Source organism: Hyphomonas sp. CY54-11-8 (genome assembly GCF_000682735.1).
GTDB lineage: Bacteria > Pseudomonadota > Alphaproteobacteria > Caulobacterales > Hyphomonadaceae > Hyphomonas.
Map to the genome: position 1 here is coordinate 112,151 of NZ_AWFD01000003.1, position 18,674 is coordinate 130,824.

20 protein-coding genes are annotated in these 18,674 nt (G+C 62.1%); 12 read left to right on the forward strand and 8 right to left on the reverse strand.

Annotation, left to right across the window (positions count from 1 at the left end; genetic code table 11):
• Positions 1-66: 66 nt before the first annotated feature.
• From HY17_RS04935 to HY17_RS04980, 10 genes are all read left to right on the forward strand, one after another.
• Positions 67-645: a NifU family protein gene (locus HY17_RS04935; RefSeq protein WP_034763482.1), complete on the forward strand. Its 579-nt coding sequence runs from the start codon at positions 67-69 to the stop codon at positions 643-645.
• Positions 646-714: 69 nt separating this feature from the next.
• Complete coding sequence (locus HY17_RS04940; RefSeq protein ID WP_034763484.1) at positions 715-1,314, forward strand: malonic semialdehyde reductase; 600 nt, start codon at positions 715-717, stop codon at positions 1,312-1,314.
• A 12-nt stretch (positions 1,315-1,326) separates the two neighbouring features.
• Positions 1,327-1,971 (forward strand): tRNA (adenosine(37)-N6)-threonylcarbamoyltransferase complex dimerization subunit type 1 TsaB, encoded by a 645-nt coding sequence (gene tsaB / locus HY17_RS19215; RefSeq protein WP_051599707.1) that lies wholly within the window; start codon positions 1,327-1,329, stop codon positions 1,969-1,971.
• A complete protein-coding gene (gene rimI / locus HY17_RS04950) occupies positions 1,968-2,423 on the forward strand; it encodes a ribosomal protein S18-alanine N-acetyltransferase (protein ID WP_083180690.1) in 456 nt (151 codons plus the stop codon). The genes tsaB and rimI overlap by 4 nt, the downstream gene beginning before the upstream one ends.
• A 94-nt stretch (positions 2,424-2,517) precedes the next feature.
• A complete protein-coding gene (locus HY17_RS04955) occupies positions 2,518-3,414 on the forward strand; it encodes a dienelactone hydrolase family protein (RefSeq protein WP_034763487.1) in 897 nt (298 codons plus the stop codon).
• 58 nt (positions 3,415-3,472) lie between these two features.
• Positions 3,473-4,021: a methylated-DNA--[protein]-cysteine S-methyltransferase gene (locus tag HY17_RS04960; RefSeq protein WP_034763495.1), complete on the forward strand. Its 549-nt coding sequence runs from the start codon at positions 3,473-3,475 to the stop codon at positions 4,019-4,021.
• Positions 4,022-4,028: 7 nt separating this feature from the next.
• Positions 4,029-5,225 (forward strand): winged helix-turn-helix domain-containing protein, encoded by a 1,197-nt coding sequence (locus HY17_RS04965; protein ID WP_051599709.1) that lies wholly within the window; start codon positions 4,029-4,031, stop codon positions 5,223-5,225.
• A gap of 15 nt (positions 5,226-5,240) precedes the next feature.
• The gene (locus HY17_RS04970) at positions 5,241-5,660 is read left to right on the forward strand and encodes a Fur family transcriptional regulator (RefSeq protein WP_034763496.1); all 420 of its coding nucleotides are present in this window, start codon (positions 5,241-5,243) and stop codon (positions 5,658-5,660) included.
• 154 nt (positions 5,661-5,814) lie between these two features.
• Complete coding sequence (locus tag HY17_RS04975) at positions 5,815-6,516, forward strand: hypothetical protein (protein WP_034763499.1); 702 nt, start codon at positions 5,815-5,817, stop codon at positions 6,514-6,516.
• A 40-nt stretch (positions 6,517-6,556) separates the two neighbouring features.
• Positions 6,557-6,973: a DUF1489 family protein gene (locus HY17_RS04980; protein WP_034763511.1), complete on the forward strand. Its 417-nt coding sequence runs from the start codon at positions 6,557-6,559 to the stop codon at positions 6,971-6,973.
• A gap of 3 nt (positions 6,974-6,976) precedes the next feature.
• Here HY17_RS04980 and HY17_RS04985 read toward each other — a convergent pair whose 3' ends face one another.
• Entirely contained in the window at positions 6,977-7,885 is a 909-nt protein-coding gene (locus HY17_RS04985; RefSeq protein WP_034763514.1) for a DMT family transporter, read from the reverse strand.
• 184 nt (positions 7,886-8,069) lie between these two features.
• Between HY17_RS04985 and HY17_RS04990 the strand changes: the two genes are divergently transcribed.
• The gene (locus HY17_RS04990) at positions 8,070-9,866 is read left to right on the forward strand and encodes an NAD(P)/FAD-dependent oxidoreductase (RefSeq protein WP_034763517.1); all 1,797 of its coding nucleotides are present in this window, start codon (positions 8,070-8,072) and stop codon (positions 9,864-9,866) included.
• A gap of 21 nt (positions 9,867-9,887) precedes the next feature.
• Here the strand turns inward: HY17_RS04990 and HY17_RS04995 are convergent, their stop codons facing one another.
• Positions 9,888-11,243: a pilus assembly protein TadG-related protein gene (locus tag HY17_RS04995; RefSeq protein WP_034763520.1), complete on the reverse strand. Its 1,356-nt coding sequence runs from the start codon at positions 11,241-11,243 to the stop codon at positions 9,888-9,890.
• Positions 11,244-11,525: 282 nt separating this feature from the next.
• On the opposite strand from HY17_RS04995, the gene HY17_RS05000 reads away from it, so the two are divergent.
• Entirely contained in the window at positions 11,526-12,347 is an 822-nt protein-coding gene (locus tag HY17_RS05000; protein WP_034763522.1) for a sulfite exporter TauE/SafE family protein, read from the forward strand.
• A gap of 4 nt (positions 12,348-12,351) precedes the next feature.
• Here HY17_RS05000 and HY17_RS05005 read toward each other — a convergent pair whose 3' ends face one another.
• The 6 genes from HY17_RS05005 to HY17_RS05030 form a co-directional block, all read right to left on the reverse strand.
• Positions 12,352-13,359: a HupE/UreJ family protein gene (locus HY17_RS05005; RefSeq protein ID WP_051599710.1), complete on the reverse strand. Its 1,008-nt coding sequence runs from the start codon at positions 13,357-13,359 to the stop codon at positions 12,352-12,354.
• Positions 13,349-14,215, reverse strand: coding sequence for a peptidyl-prolyl cis-trans isomerase (locus tag HY17_RS05010; RefSeq protein WP_034763525.1), 867 nt, complete (start codon positions 14,213-14,215; stop codon positions 13,349-13,351). Before HY17_RS05010 ends, HY17_RS05005 begins: the two co-directional genes overlap by 11 nt.
• 17 nt (positions 14,216-14,232) lie before the next feature.
• Complete coding sequence (locus tag HY17_RS05015; protein WP_034763528.1) at positions 14,233-16,143, reverse strand: DUF3604 domain-containing protein; 1,911 nt, start codon at positions 16,141-16,143, stop codon at positions 14,233-14,235.
• Between the two features lie 93 nt (positions 16,144-16,236).
• The gene (locus tag HY17_RS05020) at positions 16,237-16,605 is read right to left on the reverse strand and encodes a hypothetical protein (protein ID WP_034763529.1); all 369 of its coding nucleotides are present in this window, start codon (positions 16,603-16,605) and stop codon (positions 16,237-16,239) included.
• Positions 16,606-16,632: 27 nt separating this feature from the next.
• On the reverse strand, positions 16,633-17,460 hold the full coding sequence (locus tag HY17_RS05025) for a universal stress protein (protein WP_034763532.1): 828 nt from the start codon (positions 17,458-17,460) through the stop codon (positions 16,633-16,635).
• An 83-nt stretch (positions 17,461-17,543) separates the two neighbouring features.
• A complete protein-coding gene (locus HY17_RS05030) occupies positions 17,544-18,584 on the reverse strand; it encodes a Glu/Leu/Phe/Val dehydrogenase (protein ID WP_034763534.1) in 1,041 nt (346 codons plus the stop codon).
• Between the last annotated feature and the right edge of the window lie 90 nt (positions 18,585-18,674).

The window sequence follows — 18,674 nt, forward strand, 5'->3', positions numbered from 1 at the left end:
GATACGACTGCTTGTCCGCGCCATCTGTTGCGCAGGTGAAGCTTTTGACAGAAAGGGCAGGCGGCGATGTTCATTCAGACCGAACCGACTCCCAACCCCGATACGATCAAGTTCCTGCCGGGACACGAAGTGGCAGGCGACCGAGGCCCGTTCGATTTTCCGGACGTGACCAGCGCGCGCATCAGCCTGCTGGCCCGTGCGCTGTTCCAGGTCGACGGGGTCGAACGTGTTTTCCTTGGCAGCGATTTCGTGTCGATCAACAAGGCCGAAGACAAGGACTGGCGGCACGTGAAGCCGATGGTGCTGGCCGCAATCATGGACCATTACATGGCCGGCCTGCCGGTCGTGGAAGACGGCGCCGAGCCGTCAGCCTCCGCCGAAGCCGATGTGACCTATGAAGGCGAGGCGGCCGAAATCGTCGAGGAAATCCGTGAGCTGATCGAGACGCGAGTGCGTCCGGCCGTGGCTCAAGATGGAGGCGATATCATCTTCCACCGGTTCGAGCCGGACACTGGTATTGTACATCTCTCCATGCGCGGCGCCTGCGCCGGTTGCCCGTCATCGACGATGACGCTGAAGCAGGGCATCGAGAACATGCTGAAGACTTACGTTCCGGAAGTGACGGCGGTTGAAGCCGTTCTCTAGGCGCAATCTGCCCTCTTGACGGCCTGCGCGAAGACAGGCCGCATACCCAAAAGCAAAAGGACTGACCTGATGGCCCACCCTGTGAACGACCATGCCCTGGACGTGATTTTCCGCGACGCGCGCTCCTATAATGGCTGGCGCGAGGAAGATGTCCCGGAAGTCCTGATCCGGGCGGTGTATGACCTGGCAAAGCTCGGCCCGACCAGCGCCAACAATTCGCCGGCGCGGTTCGTCTTCATCAGCTCCGAAGAGAGCAAGGCGCGCCTGGTGCCGCTGATGTCGGAAGGCAATCGTGAGAAGACGCAGAAAGCTCCGTGGACGGTGATCGTCGCTCACGACATGGAGTTCCACGAGAAGATCCCGAAACTCTTCCCGCATGCCCCGGAAGCGAAAGACTGGTTCCACCACATCAAGGAAGAGACCGCCTTCCGGAACGGGACGCTGCAGGGCGCTTACCTCATGCTGGCGGCCCGCTCGCTCGGCCTCGATTGCGGCCCGATGTCCGGCTTCGACGCCGCGGGCGTCAACAAGGAGTTCTTCGAAAGCCAGGACGGCGAGATGAAGAACTGGAAGGCGAACTTCATCTGCAATATCGGCCATGGCGACCGCACGACGATCTTCGACCGCTCGCCGCGCCTGGCATTCGACGAGGCCTGCCGCATCCTCTAGGCGGGCGAGACGATGCTGGTCCTGGGGCTGAACACCGCTTTTACCGCTATGGAGGTGGCACTTGTGCGCGATGGTGAGATCCTCGCCGATGCGCGCGAGGTGATGGCGCGCGGCCAGGACAAGCATCTGCCGGCCCTCGTCCAGCGCCTGCTCGACGATGAGGGCGTGACGCTGGAACAGGTGGACCGCATCGCCGTCGTCACCGGCCCTGGCAGTTTCACCGGCATCCGCATCGGCGTTGCCTATGCGCGCGGCCTGGCACTGGTGACGGGGGCCGATTGTGTCGGTGTAACGAGCCTAGAAGCCGCTGTTCCCTCCGGCATGGAAGGCACGGTGATGGGCTGCCTTGCCGGGCAGAAACGCCCGCCGGACCAGACGTGGTGGATCCAGGGCGTAAGCGAGGGGCAGGGTATTGCCGACGTGCTGGAACTGCGTCTTGAACAGCTGCTGCCCATGCTGGAAGGCTTCCACGCGCCGATCTTCATGGACAATGCCGATGCCCTCGGAGACCTGAAAGACAGACTGGACCTGCGCCCTCTCGTGCCGTCCGCCATCACGGCGGCGATCAAGGGCGGGCAGTTCGATCCGGCGGCACATCCTCCGTCTCCGGTCTATGCGCGCGAGCCCGACGCGACCCTGCCGGAGCCGCGCAAGTGACCCACCCTGTGATCGTCCTGCGTGCGGAAGATGCGGGGCGCATGAGCCAGCTGCACATGCGTTGCTTCGACGACCCCTGGAGCGCCATATCGTTTCGCGGCCTATTGCTGGACACCTCCATCCTGACGCTGGGTGTGGAGCTGAATGGGGAGCTTGTCGCCTTCGCCATGGCACAGACCATAGCCGGCGAGAGCGACATTCTCACCGTGGCCACCGCGCCGGAGCACCGCCGCAAGGGTCTCGGTGCCACATTGATCTCCGCGCTCATCAACCGGCTGGGCGAGCGCGGCGTCTCCCGCATCACGCTGGATGTGGCCGAGGACAACGCGCCGGCCCGCGCGCTCTATCGCGGGTTCGGCTTCACTGAGGATGGCAGGCGGCCCCGCTACTACACCGCCGGGCGTGATGTGCCGGTCGATGCCGTGCTGATGTCCCGCAAGATGGGCCTCTGACACAATAGGGCGCCCCCACACAGAAGTGATCGCTTCGCCCTATCCAAATCCTGCATCTGCGCTACCATCCCCGCAGCAGCAGGAGGACGCGCGAATGGCAGATGACATCAAACAGGTAGATATCCCGCAAAAAATTCCTCAGGGCGTGTTCGACCTTTACGACCAGTATTGCCACGGACACCTGTCGCGGCGAGGCTTTTTTGAGGGCCTGGGAAAGTATGCGGTAGGCGGACTAAGTGTTGCTTCGCTCGCGGCTTGCGTCATGCCCGACTATTCGAAACAGCAGACGTTTGAGAGCGATGGCGGGCTTGATGCCGAAATGGTCACCTACAGTTCGCCCGAGGGGGCAGGCGAAATGGCCGGCTATCTCGTGCGCCCCGCAGGCGGCGCCGTGCTGCCCGGCGTTCTGGTCGTGCACGAAAACCGGGGCCTGAACCCGCATATCAAGGATGTCGCCCGGCGCGCGGCAAAGGCCGGCTATGTCGCCTTTGCGCCGGATGCGCTCTACCCACTCGGCGGTTATCCCGGTAATGACGATGACGGCCGCACGCTTCAGGCGCAGCGTGACAGCGGAAAAATGCTGGCCGATTTCATGGCCGGGGCGGAGTACCTGCGCGATCATGAAGCGACCAATGGCAAGGTGGGCATCACCGGCTTCTGCTTCGGCGGGGCGATCACCAATCTGATGGCGGTGAAGCAGCCCTGGCTGTCCTGTTCGGTGCCGTATTATGGCAGCTGGCCGAGCGTGGAGGACGCAGCCAGGCTGGAAGTGCCGCTGCAGATCCACCTCGCCGGGCTGGACGACCGGGTGAATGCCGGCTGGCCAAATTACCAGGATGCGCTCAACGCGGCGGGCAAACCGTACGAAGTGTACCTCTATGAGGGCGTGAATCACGGGTTCCATAATGACACGACGTCTCGCTACGATGAGGCTGCCGCGGCGCTTGCCTGGAGCCGGACGCTCGATTTCTTCGCAAAACACCTCGCCTGATCGCCATTTGTTCCCAGCAAGGATGGACTCATATCTCGTTCTGAGAAATGTTCTCTCTATGTTCAAGGAGTGGGCGTCCCATTTTGATACACCGATCGGCCGGTGCGGCCTTGCCTGGACCGAGGCAGGGGTGACCGGTGTGCAGCTGCCGGAATCCGATCCGGAACAGACTGTCGCGCGCATCACACGCCACGGCGCCGATCTGGTGAAGGAAGCGGACGTGCCGCCGGAGATCGCCGAAGTGATCACAGCCCTGAAGACCTTCCTGTCGGGTGGGCCGACCAGCTTTGACGGCCTCCGGCTCGACATGGATCGGCATTCCGCCTTCGACCGGGCGGCCTATGATGCGCTGCGCAAGGTCGGCTGGGGCAAGACGGTCACCTATGGCGAACTGGCAGCTACGATTGGCCGGCCGAACGGTGCACAGGCCATCGGTCTGGCCATGGGGCGCAATTCCTGGCCGGTGATCGTGCCGTGTCACCGCGTGCTGGGGGCCAATGGCTGGATGGGCGGCTTCTCCGCACCAGGCGGCCTGCTGACCAAGAAAGAGCTACTGGCCCGCGAAGGCGTCTATCCCGACAGCGGCCAGCTGACACTGTTCGAGTGATGAGTAGATGACCTCGGCACCGCTCGAAATCCGCAATCGGGATGCCCGCCGTCTCTGGCTGCACGCACAGGGCCTGTCGGCCACACCGACAGGGCCATTGGACCTGGCGGCGCTCATCCGCGACCTGGGTTTCGTCCAGCTTGACTCCATCCGCGTCGTCTCGCGGGCGCATCACCACATCCTCTGGTCCCGCAACCAGAACTATCGCGAGCCCATGCTCGACAAGCTCATGCGCAAGGAACGCGGCGTCTTCGAGCATTTCACGCACGACGCCTCCGTGATCCCGATGGAGTTCTATCCCAATTGGCGCCGCCAGTTCCGGCGGCTGGAGAAGAAAGTGCGCGGCTGGGAATGGCACCGCGGCATGCTCGACGCCGATGGCCGGGCATGGATTGTGGACCGCATCCGGCAGGAAGGCCCGCTCAGCACCAAGGCTTTCGACACGAAGGTCGAGGGCCCGCGCGAGATGTGGCGCCGCCCGCCGCACAAGCTGGCGCTGGATTACATGTGGTATTCTGGGGCACTCTCGACCTCCCACCGCGAGAATTTCACCAAATTCTACGATCTGACCGAACGGGTGATTCCCAGCCATCACCGGGAAGACGAACCGCCCGATCATGAACAGGTCGACTGGCTCTGCCGCGAAGCGCTCTCGCGCATTGCCTTTGGTTCTGAAGGGGACATCCAGCGTTTCTGGGATGCCGCGGGTCTGGCTGAGGTAAAGGATTGGGCCGCACGGCAGAAACGCCTCGTACCGGTGCGAATCGAATGCGCCGACGGCAAATGGACGAGCGGGCTCGCCCCGGAAGACATCGAAGCCCGTCTGGAGGCTGCCCCGGCGCCGACCTCGCGCCTGCGCATCCTGAACCCATTCGATCCGGTAATCCGCGACCGGGCCCGGCTGCAGCGTCTGTTCGGCTTCGACTACAGGATCGAGATCTTCGTCCCGGCGGCCAAACGCCGCTGGGGCTATTATGTCTATCCGCTGCTGGAAGGGGACCGCATGGTTGGCCGGGTGGAGGTAAAAGCCGACCGGGCCGCCGGAACGCTAAGCGTGGAGCGTCTCTGGCCGGAAGCCGGCATTGCCTGGACCGCCGCCCGGGAGGCCCGGCTGGACGCGGAACTGGCACGCTTCGCACGGCTCGCTGGAGTTGACAGCATCGACCGCAGCCAACATCAGAAACTGGACTTACCGTCGCGCTAAGGGCAAATACGTATCATGGATCGACTCGAAAAACTCTGCGTTGAGAAGGGCCTCCGCATGACGGAGCCCCGGCGCGTGATCGCACGTGTGCTCTCGACCTCGACGGATCACCCCGACGCCGAAGAGCTGCACCGCCGGGCCAATGCCCAGGATGCCTCCATCTCGCTCGCTACAGTGTATCGCACCGTGAAACTGTTCGAGGATGCAGGGATCATTCAGGCCCACGATTTCCGCGATGGCCGCGCCCGCTACGAGGAAGTGCCGGACGAGCATCACGATCACCTGATCAATGTGCGCACCGGCGAAGTCGTCGAATTCCATTCCGAGGAAATCGAGGAGCTTCAGGAGCTGATTGCCAAGAAGCTGGGCTTCCGGCTGGTCGACCACCGTCTGGAACTCTATGGCGTACCGCTCAAGGATGCCGACAAGGACTGACGGCCTGCGCCTTCGGGGGCAGTTCTGTTCAACTCACGTAAATCATTGATGGCGCATGCTATGATCCGTCCTGGTCATGGCTAAGTCCGGCGTGATCCGCCGTAGTGATGCCGTAATCCGGGCATAGCCCTGCCCGGAGGATTGCGTCACCGTCATGTTTCTAGCCTGGCTGCTCACCTTCACCCTGGCGACCGGATCGGGTCCGATGAATTCCGCGCTGGAGGCGACGGAAGCCCCGACCACGCTGCGCGCGGCCTTCACGGTGGAGCTGCAATCGTCGCACGCACGGCGCGTCTACCGCTTTGACCCGCGCGAGAAGGGACGGGATCGCTGGACGGCGCTGGCCTGGGAAGGCGAGGACGAGGAACTCGACAATGTCGCTGCCGAATGGGCCAATGAGGCCGCCCCGGATGGGCGCCTGTTCCCGGACGATCTGCGTGCCAGTCTCGGACCGCAGGTAATGGTGGACGACAAGGGCGCCGCCTGGAAAGTTTCTTTCCACCACCGCCCCTCCAGCAATGACGGGGAGTTTGATGTCTGGGCCGCCCAGCGCCTCGCCGCGACGGCCTGGCTGGACCCTGTGGGCGAACGGTTCCTGCGGATCGACTACACGCTGCTGCATCCGGTTTCCGGTCCTGAAGGTGGCACGCTGACCCGCTACGACCAGTCCTATTTCATCCGGACGGAGCCTCGCTGGGGCATGAGCTACGTGTCCGGTTTTTCCATCGACCTGCAGGCCCGCGCAGCCTTCCGTACGATCGACCGGCGGTATTCGGCCAACATCGTGCAGGCGGAATTCTTCTTCGCCAGTAACGAGGCCCAGCAGGAATTCGAGTCGGCCCAGCTGATACAGTAGTCGCTTTGGCCTCCGGGCCTGCGCGCGCTAGACTGACGCCATGACGATTCACATGGTGAAACTCAGCGTCGGTTCCGAAGATGTCGACGACATTGCCCGGTGGCAGGCCCGATACCTGAAGACCTCGCCCAATCCGGCGCACTACACTCGCATGTTTCCGAAACGCGCAGAGGAAATCCTGCGGGGCGGGTCGATCTATTGGGTGGTGAAGGGCGCGATCCGCGTGCGCCAGCGCATCGTCGATATCCGTCAGGAAAAGGACTCCGAGGGCCGGGACATGTGCGCCCTGATCTTCGACCCGGAACTGGTGCGCACCTATGCGCAGGCAAAGCGTCCCTTTCAGGGCTGGCGATACCTGAAGGCTGAAGATGCCCCACGTGATCTGAAGTCCGGCGAAGCGGCGTTGAATATTCCGCCAGACCTCGACACCGCGCTCAAGAATGCCGGGGTCTGGTAGATCTTACGGCGCGATTTCGGCGGCCGCAGCGCGTGCTTCCCGGCGGGCCGTGAAGTGCGTCTCGAACGCCACGACGAGGCAGGCGAGAATGATGATCGCCGCGCCGCCATAGAGCCGGATGCTCGGTATCTCCTGGAAAAAGGCGTAACCGAACAGGGATGACCAGATCAGGCCCGTATATTCGAACGGTGCCAGTGTCTGCGCCTTCGCCCGGGCATAGGCGAACGTCATGAACGACCAGATGCCGACCGCCGCCACCGCAGCCCCGCCGAGCTTCGGCCAGGCATTCACCTCCGGCAGGACGCCGGTGAAGGGCAGGAAGGGGATCAGGAACAGTGCGGGCAGCACGTTCATGAAGGTCACCAGCGTCAGCGCGTCCTCCTCCTTCGTGCGCATCCGCAGCAGCACGATGTTCAGGGCATACCCAACGGCAGAGACCAGCATCGCCGCGATCCCGTAAGCGCGAACGCCCGCGGCCGGGGCACTCGCCGGTTCGCCTGAAATCGCGATGGCCGCGCCGACGAAACCGACCAGTGAGGCGCCGACCGTGACCGGACTCATCCGCTCTCCCAGCAGGACCCGCGCGATCGGCGCGATCATCAGGGCGGCGGTGAAGCCCATCACCACAGCCTCTGCGAGCGTGATCTGTGTCAAGGCGTAGAAGAAGGTGAGCGATGAAATCACCTGCGCAATCGACCGCAATGTGTGAAAGCGGATGGCTTTCAGGCCGGGCATGGGGCGACGCGCAGCCAGGAACAGCACGACCATGATCATGGAGGCGAGGATATAGCGCCAGGCCGTCGCCGTGATCACGCCTGTGCCGCCCAGGGTGACGCCCTTCATCGTGGCGTCGAGCGTACAGCCGCACAGGACGGCAATGCAGACCAGAATGATGGGATGGGGCAGGCGCATGGGGCGGAGCCTTCGCTGGCGCGCCGCTTTCCGTCAAGCGGAGATATCGCCGGCCGTATGCGGCTGGAACAATTTCTGTCTCAGGTTGGCGTTGGGTCAGCCTGTTTCAGGCGACCCGGTTCCGGTAAACTGGTTTTAGCCGGGCAAAAAGATCCGGACGAGGAAACATCAGGAGGAAACGGCCATGGCAGATGATGCACGGCCTGAGGCGTTTGACCCCGACGCCCTGCGCGACAAGTATCGCGCCGAACGCGACAAGCGCCTGCGCACAGAAGGCAATGAGCAATATGTGAACATGGTGGGTGACTTTGCCCATTATATCGACGATCCATATTGTGAATTCGAGCCGCGCGATCCGGCCACGGACCATGTGGAAGTCTGCGTCATCGGCGGCGGCTTTGGCGGCCTGCTGGCAGCAGGAAAGCTGCGTGAGGCCGGGTTCGACGATATCCGCATGATCGAGAAGGGCGGTGACTTTGGCGGGACCTGGTACTGGAACCGCTATCCCGGCGCCGCCTGTGACATCGAAAGCTACATATACCTGCCGCTGCTGGAAGAGACTGGCTACATGCCGGTGGAAAAATATTCCCGCGCGCCGGAAATCCTTGAGCACTCCCGCCGTATCGCCCGGCACTATGATCTCTACCGAAATGCCCTTCTGGGTACGGAGATCACCGGGCTCAACTGGATCGAGGAAAAGAGCGCGTGGCAGGTGCTGACCAATCGCGGTGACGATTTCACCGCGCAATTCGTGGTCATGTCGAATGGTCCGCTGAACCGGCCAAAACTGCCGGGCATCCAGGGCGTGGAAACCTTCAAGGGACACTCCTTCCACACCAGCCGCTGGGACTATGACTATACCGGCGGCGATTGTTCGGGCGAGCTCGACAAGCTGTCGGACAAGGTCGTCGGGATCATTGGTACCGGCGCGACCGCCGTTCAGTGCGTCCCGCATCTCGCCCGCGGCGCAAAGCATCTTTACGTGTTCCAGCGCACGCCTTCATCAGTGGATTACCGGGGTGATCGGCCGACAGACCCGGACTGGGTGAAGTCGCTCCAGCCTGGCTGGCAAAAAGCGCGGATGGAGAATTTCAATACGCTCGTTTCAGGCGGGTTTGCTCCTGTGGACATGGTACAGGATGGGTGGACGGACATTATCCGCAACCTGCTGCATATCGCGACACAGGAAGGCAACAAGGACCTGTCCCCGGAAAAACTGTCTGAGTTGGCCGAGCTGGCCGACTTCAAGAAGATGGAACAGGTGCGTGGCCGGGTTGACGAGATCGTCAAGGATCCTGCCACGGCGGAGGCGTTGAAGCCCTGGTACCGCCAGTTCTGCAAACGGCCCTGTTTCCACGATGATTATCTCGCGGCCTTCAACCGGGACAATGTCACGCTGGTCGATACCGAAGGGCAGGGCGTCGATGCCATCACCGAGCATGGCGTGGTCGTAAAGGGCAAGGAGTACAAGGTCGACTGCCTGATCTATGCGACTGGCTTCGAAGTCGGCACGGATTACACCCGCCGGGCCGGCTACAATCCGGTTGGCGAGGATGGTGTGTCGCTGGCGCAGGCATGGGGGAATGGCATGCGCAGCCTGCACGGCATGTTCGTGCACGGATTCCCGAACCTGTTCGTGATGGGTCCGGCGCAGGCTGGCTTTACGGCGAACTACCCGCATCTGCTGGCAGAACAGGCCGTGCAGATCGGCTACACGCTGGCCGAAACGAAAGCACGTCAGGCCGGAAGGTTCGAACTGACGGAAAAGGCCGAACAGGCCTGGGTCGATACGATCATCGAGAAGGCCATGCTGCGCCAGCAATTCCTGGAGGAATGCACGCCGGGTTACTACAACAATGAAGGCAAGCCGAGCGAGCGCGCCCGTCAGGATCTCTCCTATGGCGCCGGGCCCGATCCGTATTTTGCCATTCTGAAACAGTGGCGGGAAGAAGGGGAGCTGGCGGGACTGTCGCTCGGTTGAGCGGCCCCGCCAATCGCCGGATCAGTAGGTGATGCGCAGGTCCGAAATGGACTGGGCGATCTTGGTGTAGGCGTCGGTCAGTTCGTCGGCGCTTTCAGCCTTGAAGGCGAACTCCGTACCCGATGCGCAGTATTCGAGGATCTGCTTACCTTGTGACGGAGCCTTGAACGCGACCGTATAGACCCGCACGCCTTCCTCCTTGATGTTGTCGCAGAGTTTCTTGGCCTGGTCGAAGGATGAGCCTTCACCGGTATTGTGCCAGTTCAGGAAGTCACCGTCGGTCATGATGATCATGGCCTTGGCAGAGTCCGGCGCGTCATATTCCAGCGGATCGGACCCGGATGGCCAGACACTATCCCATTGGGGAGAGATGGCATACCAGCCCCAGGCGATGCCGATATGTCCGGCGGTGCCGCCATTGGCATTCAGCTTACTAATATAATCTTTGAGCTTGTCCCGGTCATCCGTCAGCGGAAGAGGGCCGATCGGGTTGCAGGAAGCCATGCTCCAGCGATCACGGTGGGAATCGTATGTCGGCTCGATGGCCTCGATCCAGGCAAAGGGGCCGGGATCTTCATCCGTATAGGCTTCTGACCCGAGGCGTTCCTCGACACAGGTATTGGTGAAGGTCTCCGAAGAGGTGTGCTCAACGTCCTGATATTCGTAACGGCGGCAACGGCCATTGCGTCTCCATTCCACGCACACCCTTTCCGTTGTGGTGTAGGTGTTGGTGAACGTGCGAGTCGGGTTCAGGTTCGTGACTTTCTTGAAGTAGTCACCTGCATCTACATAGTTGGAATAGGAAACCATAGAGATACGGACATCGCCCATATCTTCGGTGGCGCCCGTCGGCAGAAGGACGTCGACGGCATCTTCTGCGGCATCCTTCAAGGCGCCCATCTTGCCATCCCAACCCATAGAGCCCGAGATGTCGAATACGAACGAAACGTCGACATTACCGATCCCGTAGGTGGAGCCGGAGGTGACTGTGAAATCCAGATACTGGTAGCCGATCAGTTCGGTCAGCGTGGTTTTCTGCTGGCACTTGATCGTGGCGTTGATGTCCTGTGAGCCTTCCGAATAGGTGACTTCAACAGGCTTGCAGCCAACGGCGTAATTCTTGGCCTTCACCACGCCATCGACGAAATTGTTGATATAGGTGTTGATCTCGGCCTTGGACTTGCCTGCCTGCATCTCGCGAGAGCCGGCGATCACCGCATTGTCCATCGTATACTGGATGAACTGGCGGCTCGTATTGGTGTTCTGCAGGTCGATCGCGATACCGACCAGTGCCAGAATAGGGATGATCGCAATTGCCAGAATGATCGCGACATTGCCTTCGCGATTATCGATCCAATTGGTCAACTTGTTCAACATGCGCTTGTCCCACCTGTAGACATTCGGAATGGATTATGGGCGATTAACGTTTCCACCAGACTAAGAAGCAGGTGAAAACTCCTTACGCTGTGCAAGTATCTGGTAAGGATTCCTGGGGGGTGCCTTCGGGAGAAAACAGGCCAATTTGCGTAAGGCCTGCAACAGAACGCAGCGTTTCACGCTGGCCATGTCAGGCCGGCTCGTGCAAACAGCCTGCATAAACAAACCGCAGGCGCAAAGCACCAGACGGATCATTTCGGGCCATCGCGGGAGGAGGAGAGAATGGATCTGGTCGTTCAGTATGGCCCGCTACTCGTGGCGCTTGCCCTGGCAGGTGCGGCCGCCGGGCTCGCCGCCGGCCTGTTCGGCATTGGCGGCGGCGCCATCATCGTGCCGGTCCTGTACTTCCTGTTCGATGCCATGGGCTATGGCGAGGCAGCGATGCATGTGGCCGTATCGACCTCGCTTGCCACGATTATCCTCACCTCTGCGCGCAGCGTCAGCGCTCACAACAGCCATGGTGCTGTCGATTGGTCGATCATCCGCGGATGGGCGCCATGGATCGTGCTGGGCGCGCTGGCAGGCATGTCGCTTACGGGATTCCTTTCAAAGCGGGCCCTGCTCGGCATCTTCGGATCGCTCGCTTTCGTGTTGTCGGCCCAACTGTTTTTCGGGCGTCCCACTTGGCGCCTTGCCGATGACATGCCGAAGGGGCCGCTGCGCGCGGCACTGGGCATGGCGGTGGGGGCATTGTCGGCGCTGATGGGGATCGGCGGCGGCACGTTCGGCGTCAGCCTGATGACACTCTACGGCCGGCCGATACACCAGGCTGTTGCGACCGCCGCCGGTTGGGGGGTGGCCATCGGTCTGCCGTCCGCCATCATGGCAATCTATATCGGCTGGGGGCGGGAAGGCCTGCCGCCATTCTCGCTCGGCCATGTAAACCTTGCGGCTTTCGCGCTGATCTCGCTGTTCACTGTCACGATGGCGCCGGTCGGGGCATCGCTGGCACACAAGCTCGACGCGGCGCGCCTCCGCCGGATGTTCGCCATCCTGTTGGCCCTGGTTGCTGCGCGCATGTTGTGGAAGGCGCTCGGGCTCTGACAGTTCAGACGCCGAAGAAGGCCCCGGCGATCCGCTCGATCGCCCAGTAGCTGCCCATGAAGCCGATGAAATAGGCGAGCCCCACGCGCACCGGCACCATGCGCCTGGCTGCCAATTTGTGAACGACAAACGCTGCCGCCATCAGGGCGCTCACAAACAGGACTTGCCCGGCTTCCACGCCGACATTGAACAACAGCAGCGCCATCGCCTCGGCCCCTTTGGGCAAGCCGATCTCCGCCAGCGCGCCGGCAAATCCAAAGCCGTGGATCAGGCCGAATCCGAAGGCGATAGCCCATGGAATGCGCTGGCTGAGCGTGTCCCAGCCCTTGATCCGATGCATGGCCTCGGCGCCCAGCAGCGCGATACTCATCGCGATGGTGATCTCCACCGGCGGGCCGGGCAGGGTGACGCCGCCGAGTGTGGCTGCCGCCAGCGTGATGGAGTGCGCAACGGTGAAGGCAGTGAGGGTCAGCAACAGTTGTTTCGGGCGCACCAGCAGGACCATGCCCAGCACGAACAGGAGGTGGTCCCAGCCGAAGATGATGTGCTCTACGCCGATCCGAAAATAGGTGGTCACAGGTGCGCCGGTGGGGACGGTAAGGTCCAGCACGGGGGAGGAGGGGCGCAACACGGCGCCAATATCGTCGCCCTCCAGCCGGTCGATCCGCACAAATGCGTCTGTCAGGGTTCGCTCCAGCCCGTCGATCCGGATCTCGCCCTGATTGAGGTCGCAGCTGGTTGTCCATCGCTGTACCAGCGTCCCGCCGGGCGAGGCGACATATTCACCTTCGCGCGCGCAGTCGTTCGGAAAGACCGGGTCGATCTTCAGGCGCCGTCCATCCAGTGCGGGCTGTTTCCATGTGACGTCATAGACGCCCGGGGACGTCTCGATCACTTCCAGATAGGCCGGGCGCACTTCATGCGCCGCTGCAGGCGCTGCGGACATCAGCCAGACGACGAAGCCTGCAAGGAAGGCCGTCAGCCAGCGGATCAGACCGGACCTATTCGGCATTGATGCCTTCAACCTCGACCTTGTAGCGGGCGATGATTTCCTGGATCGCTTTTTCGTTTTCCTCGCGCCGTGTCTGATCCTGCCAGTCGGCAAGGACGGCATCTTTCACGTCATCGAAGGGTGGAAGCTGGGGCGGGGCATTGGCGCTGACCTGGACGAGGTGCACGCCGAGGGCGGAGCGGATGGGGCCGGTCCAGAGGACCGAGGCCGGCGTTGCGGCGATCGATTGCGCAAACTCGCCGCCGAACAGGCGTACGACTTCGCGAAGCGGCAAGTCACCATAAGCACGCTGCAGCATGAACGGGTCGCCTGCCTCCCGCCAGTCTTTTCCGGCGTTCAGCTCACCGAGCAAGGCTTCCGCGTCAGAAGTTGCGGAAGCGCCTCGAACATCCTCGCTCAGAAAGACGTGCCGGAACGTGACCTTCTGCGGTTCGGTAAACCGGTCCGCATGGGTCTCGTACCATTCGAGCAGAACGGCATCGTTCGGCGTTTCCTCGCGGGCGAGGTCGGCGACCATGAAGGTCATCTTTTGTGCGAGGCGCCGGGTCACGATCGTGTCGCCTTCATCGAGGCCGAGACGCTTGGCTTCCCGGGCCAGCGCCTCGTCGCGCACATAGTCATTGACCATGGCCACCATGTCTTCGCCGGACGGCAGCGAGCCCGCTTCCGCCGTGTAGATCGAGGCGAGGCGTTCCAGATCCGCACTGGAAACGCGGATGGTGCGCGCTTCATTGGCCCGCCCGGACGCGACAAGGTTCCAGGCGATGAACACCGCCAAAGCGGCGAAGATGAAGTGTACGAGCGGCTCGCGCAGCAGCACGGGCCAGCGGCGCACCTGTTCGGTCGTGTCGGTCAAATTGTATTCCTGTCGCGTCAGCCGCCGGGGATATACCAGATCGGGGACGTGTAGGCACGTTCCTGGATCGTCTCCGGTACGTCAGGCCGCGGCGGGGTGCCGTTGCGCATGGCTTCCCATGTCGACCAGCGGCAGGATGGGTTTTCCAGCACGCGGACATAATAGGTCGCGCGGCGCGCCGGATCGAAGTCCGGATCGGTCCAAAGGACTTTCAGCTCGCCGGCACCCTCATTCGACGGGGTACAGGTCGACATATCGACCGAGGCGCCGTTGTCGGTGCAGCGGCGAGTGGACGGGTCCGGCGTGCCATTGTCACAGGCGACGTCGATGACTTCCTCGCCATCGCTGGTCACCTTCACCACCTGCAGGCGCTGAAGTGTGCCGCCATTCGGGTCGCGCTGGGCCCAGGCGATGAAGGCCGGGGCTTCGCCGGTGCCGACCAGATCGCCGCCCATCGGCACGCCGCCCTCATAGGCTTCGTGCGAGAGGTTTGCAGACGCCAGCATGTCTTCGTCAAAGCCGAAGCCGCCGAAGAAGCGCACTTTCATGCGCGGGCCGGTCGTCGCGAAGGTTTCCTTGCGGCGGAAGGCATCGAAGATGGCTTCGCGTGTGTTTTCCTCCGCCCAGACGCCCGTCAGGCCGCTGGCGCTCCAGCGGGAGAACCAGTGTTTGGCGCTCATGACGGCGGAATTGTCTTCCGGCTGGTCGCCCCAACCGGTTGTCCCGGGGAAGGGGACGGAACCGCGTGCAATGGGTGTTCCGTCGACTATGCCGATCTTCGACCAGTAGTCAGCCTCCGAATAGGCGCCGCCGGCCACGTGGCTGTCAGAAGCGGCCACCAGGCCGAAACGGAAGGGGTCAAAGCCCTTTTCTTCCTGCAGTTTCAGCCCGTTGCGATAGGCTTCGCGGACATAGGAACCCTTTGTCGCGCCGACCGTGAAGGCGCCCAGGAGTTCGTCATAGATTTCGAAATTCGCCCATTCGTCATTGGGGGAGAGGTCCGGGTGGGTCTCGCTCGTACCTTTGACCTGCGTCACCTCGACCAGTGGCTCATTGCGCATGCGTTGTTCGGCATAGGCCGTATCGAGCGGCTCGCCATTATATGTTTCCAGACGGAACATCTGGCCGTCAGACACATTGGAGTTATGCGGGATGGAGATGACTTCCATGCCGGCTTCGCGCTGCGCATCCATCCAGTCCCACAGATCTTCCGGATTGGTGGAGTCGAGCGTCGAGAAGGCCCGCACAGGCGCCTTGCCCTTGAAGAAGACGTTGCGGTGCAGGTTGCCGCCGCCAAAGCCGCCATTCTCATCCGGCGTGGTCACCGAGGTGAATTCATAGGCGGCAAAGGTCGTGAACTTGCCGGGCTGGTTGTATTTGTCTGCGGCAGCCACATTCTGAAGCCAGACCGAATTGATCGTATCAAGATCATACATGTCTTCGATTGGCTTGCCGGTGCGGACCGACTGGCCAACGCCCTGGAAGGCCGCGGTGATCTTTTCCGGATCGGTCGAGAACATGTCCTTTGCGCGCGGCAGATCGGAGAGTTTCGTTCCGGGTGTGTCCATGGCCGGCAGGATGCCGAGATATTCGGCGTGGTCGGTCACCGTGTAGAAGTCGAGCGGGCCGCCCGCAATGGTCATGTCAAAGCCGGACGGGTGCTGGATGGTTTCGCCGAGCGCGAAGCGGTAGGCGTCATCGGCGGTGCGGCGCACGTTGAAGATATAGGCGTCGAAGCTGGACCGCGTGTGGATATGAAGGTCGCCGAAATAGGCGTTGCGATCGGGGTTGTAGCCGGCCGTGCGTCCGATTTCTGCCGCCGGTGCGGTCTCCGCCGCAGACGTGCTGGCTTCTTCTGTTGATGTGGCTGTGCCGCTGCAGGCCGCCAACGTCATGATCACGGCCAGAGCCGTTGCTTGCTTCAACATGCATTCCTCCCTCTCGCGCCTCTATATTGGCACTTGGAGTGCATTTAGATCGCGATTGGGAGGAGTGTCCAGCCTGACGCGGCGTCGCAACTGCTATACGGTTGAAATGTCCGTAATCTTGTAGGTGAGCGGTGTTTCGCCATGGCTTGCCACGGTGATGTATTCGCCTTCCTTGAAGACATGGTCACCCAGCCGGTAGCCGGCTTCGTCGTCACCCTCATCGTCTTCGTCATAGTGGAATTTCCACTGGTTGCCGCGATGGGTCAGCAGGCCGGTCGCATGCTCGTCCGGGTCGGGGTGGAAGCGGGTGACCCGGCATTCCTTCTTGTGTTCCCGCCAGGCGTCGACATCCAGATGACCATCTTCGGTCAGCGGCGCGACGATGAAATATCCGATGCGGGTGTCGCCCTCGGTGATGCCGGGATTGCGGGCGAGCTGCAGGGTAATGCGTTTCAGAGTCATCTTTTTCTCCGGTTTAGCGGGCCAGAATTAGCGGGCAAGAGCGAGCGCTGGGGCTTCGTCGGCATCCAGCAGGCGCTGGGTCGTACCGCCGAACAGGCGTTCGCCAATGCGGGAATGGCCATAGGCCCCCGCAACAATTATTGAAGCGTTACTGCCTTTGGCGAGGGACAGGAGACCGCTGGCCACCTGGCCTTCGATCGGCATGCGCTTGTGTTTCACATTGTGGGAGTCGAGCCAGGCTTCGAGGGCTGCCGGACTGGAGGCATCACGGGGCTGGTCCTTGCCGAGATCGGATTCGTTCTGGGCGATGATCACCTCTCCGAATGCCTTGACGATCGGCAGGTGGAACCGCACGGCGCGGGCAGCGCCATTGGACCCGTCCCACGCGACGACCACCGGTCCATCGGTCAGCGGCTCAGACCCGGCCATGACGACCGGCAGGCGTGCTTCCATCAGGACATATTCGAAAGACAGGCTCAGCGGATCTGCTGCTTTCTGGACGCTGTGTGGAAACACAACGGCATCGGCGAGCGTCGCCGCATTGGCCCCGGCCCGCTCGGCTATATCGACGATGTGGGAAAAGTCGCACGGAATGTTTGCCCCGTCGGTTGCCGCCTCAAAGGTCGCTTTTGCACGGGCGATCACTTCTTCCTGCAGGGCGGAGATATCCCGCGTTGCGTTGGCCGCGAGGCCCGTCGCTTCCGGGGTCGACATCACGATCAGCGTCGAGGTGGGGTCGGGCAGTGCGCATACGCCGCTGACCGGCACGTTCAGGCGCCGGGCAATTCCCAGAGCGGTCAGTGTCGAAGCGCGGTCAGCTGATTCCGACCCTTCCAGCATGGCGACAACGGACATGTGCGTCTCCCTGTTAATTCACCCGCAACGGGCTTTCAGGACACCACGTCTAACACGCTGAACGTGCAATTGTGCAAGGGATTCTACTTAGCCGCGGCGATCCGCTCGCGCGCGATCCGGTCCGCCACTTCATTGGTCGGGGTATCGTGAGCGAGCGCCTCGTCGAGGACTTCCCCCAGTGTCTCGACCAGCCGGGCGAGTTTCGCATCCACCCACTCGCGGGAATAGTTGCCGGAAATCTCTGCCGCGACATTGATGATGCCACCGCCATTGATAACATAGTCCGGCGCGTAGAGGATGCCTTTCCGGCGCAGCAACTCGCCCATTTCCGGCACGACCAGCTGGTTGTTGGCACCGCCGGCAATCGCCTTGAACCGGAAGCGTTCCAGCGTCTGCTCATTGACGACAGCGCCCAGGGCGCAAGGTGCGAAGATGTCAGCGCTGACATCGTAAATGGCGTCCGGTGCAACGATCCGTGCGCCGGTCCGTTTTGCGACTGCGTCCAATGCAGCTTTGTCGATATCGGTGATCACCAGCGTCGCGCCGGCTTTGGCCAGATGGTCACAGACATATCCGCCGACATGGCCGACACCCTGAACGGCAACCGTCTTGCCGTTCAGGTCATCGCTACCGAAAGCGCGCTTTGCGGTTTCGAGAATGCCGAGGAATACGCCTTTCGCTGTGATAGGCGACGGGTCGCCTGAGGCGGCTTCACCCTGATCGAGCCCGGCAACATAGGGTGTTTCCTCCCGCACGATCGCCATGTCCGCGACGCTGACGCCGACATCTTCGGCGGTGGTGTACAGGCCCTGCAGGCTGTTCACGGCCCGGCCGAATGCGCGGAACAGTTCCTGGGATTTGTCGGTGCGGGCATTGCCCCAGATTACGGCCTTGCCACCGCCGAGCGGAATGTCCGCCATGGCATTCTTGTAGCTCATGCCCTGGCTGAGGCGCAGGGCGTCCTTCAGCATGGCCTCGCCGGTATCGTAATTCCACATCCGGCACCCGCCTGCTGCCGGCCCGCGCGCCGTGGAATGGACGGCAATAATCGCCTTCAGGCCGCTGTCTGCGTCGTGAAACAGGTGGACACCTTCATGGGCATCGTAGGAGGGGTGATCGAACATGACGCTTCCGGGTGGCTGCAATTAGATACAAATGTAACGAAGACGCCCGGCTTTAGAGATCGCTTTCCCTTCGGTCAATCACAGGGCCCA

Excerpts from the sequence above, each read along its gene's own strand:
- HY17_RS04965 (WP_051599709.1), top strand. The coding sequence starts at position 4,029 with ATGACCTCGGCACCGCTCGAAATCCGCAATCGGGATGCCCGCCGTCTC.
- HY17_RS04955 (WP_034763487.1), top strand. The coding sequence starts at position 2,518 with ATGGCAGATGACATCAAACAGGTAGATATCCCGCAAAAAATTCCTCAG.
- HY17_RS04935 (WP_034763482.1), top strand. The coding sequence starts at position 67 with ATGTTCATTCAGACCGAACCGACTCCCAACCCCGATACGATCAAGTTC.
- HY17_RS05005 (WP_051599710.1), bottom strand. The coding sequence starts at position 13,359 with ATGCCGAATAGGTCCGGTCTGATCCGCTGGCTGACGGCCTTCCTTGCA.
- HY17_RS05015 (WP_034763528.1), bottom strand. The coding sequence starts at position 16,143 with ATGTTGAAGCAAGCAACGGCTCTGGCCGTGATCATGACGTTGGCGGCC.
- HY17_RS04985 (WP_034763514.1), bottom strand. The coding sequence starts at position 7,885 with ATGCGCCTGCCCCATCCCATCATTCTGGTCTGCATTGCCGTCCTGTGC.
- HY17_RS04980 (WP_034763511.1), top strand. The coding sequence starts at position 6,557 with ATGACGATTCACATGGTGAAACTCAGCGTCGGTTCCGAAGATGTCGAC.
- HY17_RS04995 (WP_034763520.1), bottom strand. The coding sequence starts at position 11,243 with ATGTTGAACAAGTTGACCAATTGGATCGATAATCGCGAAGGCAATGTC.
- tsaB (WP_051599707.1), top strand. The coding sequence starts at position 1,327 with ATGCTGGTCCTGGGGCTGAACACCGCTTTTACCGCTATGGAGGTGGCA.
- HY17_RS04940 (WP_034763484.1), top strand. The coding sequence starts at position 715 with ATGGCCCACCCTGTGAACGACCATGCCCTGGACGTGATTTTCCGCGAC.
- HY17_RS04960 (WP_034763495.1), top strand. The coding sequence starts at position 3,473 with ATGTTCAAGGAGTGGGCGTCCCATTTTGATACACCGATCGGCCGGTGC.
- HY17_RS04975 (WP_034763499.1), top strand. The coding sequence starts at position 5,815 with ATGTTTCTAGCCTGGCTGCTCACCTTCACCCTGGCGACCGGATCGGGT.
- HY17_RS05025 (WP_034763532.1), bottom strand. The coding sequence starts at position 17,460 with ATGTCCGTTGTCGCCATGCTGGAAGGGTCGGAATCAGCTGACCGCGCT.
- HY17_RS04990 (WP_034763517.1), top strand. The coding sequence starts at position 8,070 with ATGGCAGATGATGCACGGCCTGAGGCGTTTGACCCCGACGCCCTGCGC.
- HY17_RS04970 (WP_034763496.1), top strand. The coding sequence starts at position 5,241 with ATGGATCGACTCGAAAAACTCTGCGTTGAGAAGGGCCTCCGCATGACG.
- HY17_RS05000 (WP_034763522.1), top strand. The coding sequence starts at position 11,526 with ATGGATCTGGTCGTTCAGTATGGCCCGCTACTCGTGGCGCTTGCCCTG.
- HY17_RS05030 (WP_034763534.1), bottom strand. The coding sequence starts at position 18,584 with ATGTTCGATCACCCCTCCTACGATGCCCATGAAGGTGTCCACCTGTTT.
- HY17_RS05020 (WP_034763529.1), bottom strand. The coding sequence starts at position 16,605 with ATGACTCTGAAACGCATTACCCTGCAGCTCGCCCGCAATCCCGGCATC.